Raw genomic sequence first — 5774 nt, 5'->3', positions numbered from 1 at the left:
AAAAGAAACCTCATGTCTCAACCGCTCGATTGCTTGCCAAAGCTAAAGCTGAGAAGAAAGCACCTTGAAAGGGCTGCTCCTGGGACTCAAAGCTCTCTTGAACGACACCCGGACTCAATTAAGGACTGCTCCCTCGGGCACAAACGGCTGGGCGATCGGCCCTTGAGGGCAAACTCCCGAGGGCTGGCTGCTGGTCATGCCAGCCCATTCACAGAGATTAAAGTTCTACGGCAAAAAGATCTACAAATCAAAACATCAGCGAAACCACCCACTCATCAATTGTTAAAAAGTATTAAGATTTGGGTACTTTGTATCAGACCGCAAATTAACACACGCTTAATTCAACATTTCTTATGCTCCAGCAAATTGAACGACTTTCTGCGCAGACCGATGGCCGTTATGCCAACGATGCCGAGCTAGTCTTTTTTCAGAGTTATCTCAAAACCGCCCGTCAACGATTTTTGCTTTATCAAAAACTGCAAAAGCTGGAACCTCAAATCATCCGACAAGTGCTTGAGGAGCTAAAAACCAAAGAGCCCGATCTACTCATCATTAATGAGCAAGACTTAACCGCTAAGTGGCAGCGGGATACGGTGCGTCTGCTACGCTATGCCGCCACGGCTTTGCTAACGGACGATGAAGTAGTTTTCAAAGAGAAATTGTTGATCTGGTTTCAGAGCATCATGAAATCTTTTAAGGCTGAACGCAGTTGCGAAGCCACCTATCAGGCGATGCAGCGGGTGCTCAAGAACTTGCTGACCGCTGATGAAGCGGCGTTATTCTGTCCCCTGATCGAGCTAACTCGTGTCACCTTAGGCCCGACGCGCTTTTGACCTAGCGCTAAGCCTCATGGGGCATGTCAGGTAGATATCTCAGGGTCTGAATGTGACTCTACCTTTGTGAGATTTTTGTCAAATAGGCTACTTTTTGTCCTCCGAATGGGGTATTTATAAGAGACGTTAAATATCGCTTTGGGATAACAACCATGAAATTAACTCTAAAAGCCCTGTGGACATTGCCCTTACTACTCGCTGCTTGTGGCGGTGGTACGCCTTCAGTGACTGATGCCGAAGCTGCACTATGTGGTGCGATCGATGATTTTGGCGGGGCGCTGGCTGCCTATAGTCAGTTAACAGCCGAATCTACAGTGGATGACTTGCAGACAGCTCGCGAAGAGGTTGCGAGCTCGTATGAGGCGATGCAAGCTGCCGCGAGCACGGCGCAAGATGCCCGCATCGCTGATGTCGAAACGGCTTACACTAACTTGCAAGATACCGTAGACGGCATTGCGGGTCAGGATACGCTGGGTGCGGCGGCGACTCAGATTGGTGAGAGCTTGACAACGGTGCAGGCAGCTCGGGAACAACTCTATAGCGACTTGAGTTGCCAATAATGTTCGGACAAATATTCAGCGCCTGAGCACTGCTTAAGGGCACTGCGTGATAATGAAAACGGTAGCCGAGTGCCAGTTGTGCTCAGCTACCGTTTTGTCTTAGCGGCTAGAAATCCTAGCGACTAGAAAATCGCGTTGACCTGATCGAGCCAGCGGGCGACATCCTTCGCATGGTAAGTCAGGATGAGGTCGGCCCCCGATCGCTTCAAGCTGGTCATGGTTTCGAGTACCACTTTTTGCTCGTCGATCCAGCCGTTCAGCGCGGCGGCTTTGACCATGGAATATTCGCCAGAGACGTTGTAGGCGGCCACAGGCAGATCCGTCGCATCTTTGACTTGCCGAATGATATCCATATAGGCCAGGGCGGGCTTCACCATCAGCATGTCGGCCCCTTCGTCGATGTCGAGGGCGATTTCTTTGAGGGCTTCGCGGCTATTGGAGGGGTCCATTTGGTAGGTGCGGCGATCGCCAAACTGGGGCGCAGAATCTGCGGCATCGCGGAACGGGCCATAGTAAGCCGACGCATACTTGGCCGCATAGGACATGATCGGAATATTCGTAAACCCGGCTTCGTCCAGCCCTTCGCGGATGGCAGTCACAAAACCGTCCATCATGCCGGAGGGGGCGATGATGTCGGCCCCTGCCTGGGCTTGAGACACTGCCGTTTTCTTGAGCAGTTCCAACGTCGGGTCATTCAGTACGCGCCCGGACAGATCGCCCACTTCCAAATAGCCGCAGTGGCCGTGGTCGGTGTATTCGCACAGGCAGGTATCGACCGTGACGATCAGGTCGGGGACGGCTGCTTTCACGGCTGTCGTGGCTTTTTGCACGATGCCGCAGTCATGCCACGCGCCCGTGGCCTCGGTATCTTTGGTGTCGGGAATGCCAAACAGAATGATGGAGGGAATGCCCAGGTCGTAAACCTCTTTGGCTTCTTCAACAATTTTGTCGATAGAAAGCTGGTAGACCCCTGGCATGGACTTGACCTCTTCGGCCACTCCCTCACCGGGCACGGCAAAGAGGGGATAAATCAGATCATTGGTAGAAACGACCGTTTCGCGCACCATGCGGCGCAGTTGGGGATGGCTACGAAGACGGCGAGGACGATGAGTCGGAAACATAGTGTTGACAAATGCACTGAGCAGGCCAAGGGATCAAAACCGAGATCGCCCGCCCACACTGACGAGAGGGGACGCGATCGCAGGATGTTAAAAGTCTACGTTGCCAAGGATGCCGTCTTTACAACCTGCTTACATTCTGTAAAGTCTCGCAATCGGCTGCGCTAGTCCGCCGCGTCCTCGTCCTCTCGCTTCAGCAGATAGTCCATGATGCGGTCAAAGCGCTCGCTGGCAGCAGCTAGACTATCCACGCGTTGGGTCACTTGATCAACCCGCTGCGTCACCTGACTGACGTATGCAGAGAGTTGCTCAACCTGGGTCGTGAGTTGGTCGAGGTGGTTTCCCTGTTGCTCAACCTGGGTCATAAGTTGATTGAGGTGACGCCCCAGTTGACCAGTCAACTGGGTGAGCTCACCCAACCCTTCAAAGGCGCGGGTTTGATAATGGGCCAGCTGATCAATAGCGTCGGCATTGGCCGCGACTGTCGTTTCGACTTGGTTGAGTCGAGTCTCAAAGCGTTGAATATTGGCATCCGTCATGCTGGCACCTCAGCTCTGCACTCATCTTAATCTGATGAGCTGGGGGCAGTAGCATTTCCAGTGATGCGGCGGCTGTGCCCTCGCCTCATCGCGCCCCTTATCAGTAAGGCCCAAGGTTGCTCCCTCTACGTTGCGGCTGTGCCGCCCTGGGTGCTTTGAGCCACCATCTAACCTGAGGGAGTTAAAATCGCTCTACATTCTCCAGGCTGGGGGATAGCGGCGATCGCGCGGCTTCGCCACAGGTGCGCGGGGTGGGAAAAATTTTGGTGGGATTCGCCAGTCCCTTGGGATTCCAACTGGCCCGGACCCAGAGCATGGTTTCCAGATCAGCGGGGGAAAACATATCCGGCATGTAACAGCGCTTGTCGGCCCCAATGCCGTGCTCGCCGGAGATACTGCCGCCGACTTTGACGCACAACTTGAGGATATCGCCGCCCAACTCTTCCACGGCCTCTAACTGTCCGGGAATGTGGTTGTTGAACAGGATGAGAGGATGCAAATTACCATCCCCCGCGTGAAAGACGTTGGCGACGCGGTAACCATGCTTTTCTCCCAGGGCTTCGATTTCGCGGAGCACATAAGGTAGCTGCGTCCGGGGAATCACGCCATCTTGCACATAATAGTCGGGGCTGAGTTTACCCATGGCGGCAAAGGCGGCTTTGCGCCCTTTCCACAGGCGCAGGCGGTCTTGGGAATCGGCGGCGACGGTGACGTGGCGCGCCCCATTTTGTTGACAGATGGCGGTGATGCGATCGCGGCTCGCTTCCACTTCAGCGGGCAAGCCGTCGATTTCAATCAGCAAAATGGCTTCCGCATCGCGGGGATAGCAGTCCGTTTTCACCACATCTTCCACTGCGTTGAGGCTGAAGTTGTCCATCATTTCCATGCCTGCCGGAATAATGCCCGCCCCGATGACATCCGACACCGTCGCGCCCGCTGCTTCCACACTGGTGAAGTCTGCCAGCAGGACGTTAATGGTTTCCGGCGCTTTGAGAATGCGCAGGGTAATTTCCGTGACAATGCCCAACGTGCCTTCCGAGCCGACAATCAGCCCCACGAGGTCATAGCCCGGTTGCTCCGCCACCGCGCCGCCCACGTCCACAATTTCGCCATCGGGCAGCACCAGCTTCACGCCGAGAATGTGGTTGGTCGTCACCCCATATTTCAAACAGTGAACGCCGCCGGAATTTTCTGCCACGTTGCCGCCGACGCTGCACACCGTCTGGCTCGAAGGGTCGGGCGCATAATAAAATCCCGCCCCACTCACGGCCTCCGTAACCCAGTTATTAATCACCCCCGGCTGCACGACGACCCGCTGATTGTCGTAGTCAATGGCTAAAATTTGCCGCATGGTAGCGGTGACGATGAGCACCGCATCTTCTACCGGCAGCGCGCCCCCGGATAAGCCCGTCCCCGCCCCCCGAGGCACAAAGGGCACCTCGAACTGGTGGCAAACTCGGATGACGGCGGCCACTTGCTCCGTGGTGCGGGGCAGCACCACCACCGGGGGCCGCTGGCGATAGCTGGCGAGGCCGTCACACTCATATACCAGCAACTCTTCTTTACGGCGCACGACTTGATCTTTGCCGACGGCTTGTTCGAAGGCGCGGATGATCGGTTGCCAGTCGCGCTGAGTTTTGGGGACGTTGAGTTGAGCAACCATAGGTTTGGGAGGCGATCTACTTGTCGTAAGGTGTGCCTTTGATTTTACCGTTGTGCTGGGGGCTCTGGGATGGCTGGCGGACTGAGGGCCGCGATCGCGCCCCTCACGCCACGAAACTGTCAGGATTTGGGGCAGCTTTAGCGGAATAGTGAATAGCCCCCTTTCTTGCGGTTCAGTGCTGCTATGCAAATTCCGCCCCCGCCCCCGCCCCCGACCTATCCCCCACCGCCCCCGCCGCCACCGCGTCCGACTTATCCCCCGCCGTCTCCCATCCTGTTCGGCCCGGAGCCGCCCCGTCCGCCCAATCCAGAAGCGGTTGTGCTGACGCTGGCCGGCGACCTGATGTTTCTCTCGGTCACCATCGGCATTGGGATTTTGCTCCAGATTTTGGTGGCGATCGTTTGGCCGTCCACCCTCAGCCCCGCCGAAAAAGCAATGATGGAATGGATGCCGTTTTGGGCCATCGTCACCACCAGCCTCGGCTACCTGCTACTCGACGGTTGGCGCTGCTGGTGGCGGCGCGATCAGCTCCCTTTTCAGGCTGATCCCAAGGCCATTTACATCCTTTATTGGCAGCGCTTTGAGCTGGTGATTGATGCGATCGCGGCCCATTTGCTGTTGTTGTGTTTATGCTTGTTGCTGCCTTATCACCCGTTTTTTAGCAAGCTGTTTCTGACGGCGGCGTTGGCACTGCTCGCTTTTTTCTTAGGTCGAGGGATGCCGACTCGACAACTCGCGTTTGTGGCCTCTACGGGGGTTTTTACCCTGGCCATGCTGGCCATTGCGATCGCGGTCACTATCAATTCTTGAACACCTTTCGCAGACGGCAGCGCCGCCGCCTTAACGGATTCTCACATAGCCAAGGCATAACGTGGCGTGATGGGCTCCCAGGGGTGGAGCGATCGCTCCACCCCCGATCCATTCGGTATATCTGCGGTAGCGATCGCAAAATCTCGGTCAGCGTTGCCAGATCTTTCCTGGTCTCTGGGCAATATTAACTAGCCGCCCCCTTGCCTGGAATCCGAGCGATTCCCCGTTTGCCCTATGCAATCTGCCGACAC

The 5774-nt window shown here is 55.9% G+C and carries 6 protein-coding genes; 3 read left to right on the top strand and 3 right to left on the bottom strand.

Features of this window, described 5'->3' with window-relative positions:
* Window positions 1-353 precede the first annotated feature (353 nt).
* Both JUK32_RS08420 and JUK32_RS08415 read left to right on the top strand, forming a co-directional pair.
* Window positions 354-833 (top strand): phycobilisome protein, encoded by a 480-nt coding sequence (locus JUK32_RS08420; protein ID WP_204138413.1) that lies wholly within the window; start codon window positions 354-356, stop codon window positions 831-833.
* Between the two features lie 152 nt (window positions 834-985).
* The gene (locus JUK32_RS08415; RefSeq protein WP_204138412.1) at window positions 986-1393 is read left to right on the top strand and encodes a hypothetical protein; all 408 of its coding nucleotides are present in this window, start codon (window positions 986-988) and stop codon (window positions 1391-1393) included.
* Window positions 1394-1515: 122 nt separating this feature from the next.
* On the opposite strand, the gene hemB is transcribed toward JUK32_RS08415, so the two are convergent.
* The 3 genes from hemB to glcD form a co-directional block, all read right to left on the bottom strand.
* Window positions 1516-2514, bottom strand: a complete 999-nt coding sequence (gene hemB / locus JUK32_RS08410; protein WP_204138411.1) for a porphobilinogen synthase — start codon at window positions 2512-2514, stop codon at window positions 1516-1518.
* 161 nt (window positions 2515-2675) lie between these two features.
* A complete protein-coding gene (locus JUK32_RS08405) occupies window positions 2676-3050 on the bottom strand; it encodes a hypothetical protein (RefSeq protein ID WP_204138410.1) in 375 nt (124 codons plus the stop codon).
* A gap of 181 nt (window positions 3051-3231) precedes the next feature.
* On the bottom strand, window positions 3232-4713 hold the full coding sequence (glcD, locus tag JUK32_RS08400) for a glycolate oxidase subunit GlcD (protein WP_204138409.1): 1482 nt from the start codon (window positions 4711-4713) through the stop codon (window positions 3232-3234).
* A 183-nt stretch (window positions 4714-4896) separates the two neighbouring features.
* On the opposite strand from glcD, the gene JUK32_RS08395 reads away from it, so the two are divergent.
* Window positions 4897-5523 carry a hypothetical protein gene (locus JUK32_RS08395; protein WP_204138408.1) on the top strand — a complete coding sequence of 209 codons (627 nt, stop codon included), beginning with the start codon at window positions 4897-4899 and terminating at the stop codon, window positions 5521-5523.
* Window positions 5524-5774 lie beyond the last annotated feature (251 nt).

Source organism: Halomicronema sp. CCY15110 (assembly GCF_016888165.1).
In the GTDB taxonomy this organism is placed as follows: Bacteria; Cyanobacteriota; Cyanobacteriia; order Phormidesmidales; family Phormidesmidaceae; genus Halomicronema.
Note: the sequence above shows the minus strand (reverse complement) of the source record. Positions and strands in the feature narration are given on the sequence as shown.

Coding starts and splice junctions, on each gene's coding strand:
- JUK32_RS08420 (WP_204138413.1), top strand. CDS start 354: ATGCTCCAGCAAATTGAACGACTTTCTGCGCAGACCGATGGCCGTTAT.
- JUK32_RS08405 (WP_204138410.1), bottom strand. CDS start 3,050: ATGACGGATGCCAATATTCAACGCTTTGAGACTCGACTCAACCAAGTC.
- glcD (WP_204138409.1), bottom strand. CDS start 4,713: ATGGTTGCTCAACTCAACGTCCCCAAAACTCAGCGCGACTGGCAACCG.
- hemB (WP_204138411.1), bottom strand. CDS start 2,514: ATGTTTCCGACTCATCGTCCTCGCCGTCTTCGTAGCCATCCCCAACTG.
- JUK32_RS08415 (WP_204138412.1), top strand. CDS start 986: ATGAAATTAACTCTAAAAGCCCTGTGGACATTGCCCTTACTACTCGCT.
- JUK32_RS08395 (WP_204138408.1), top strand. CDS start 4,897: ATGCAAATTCCGCCCCCGCCCCCGCCCCCGACCTATCCCCCACCGCCC.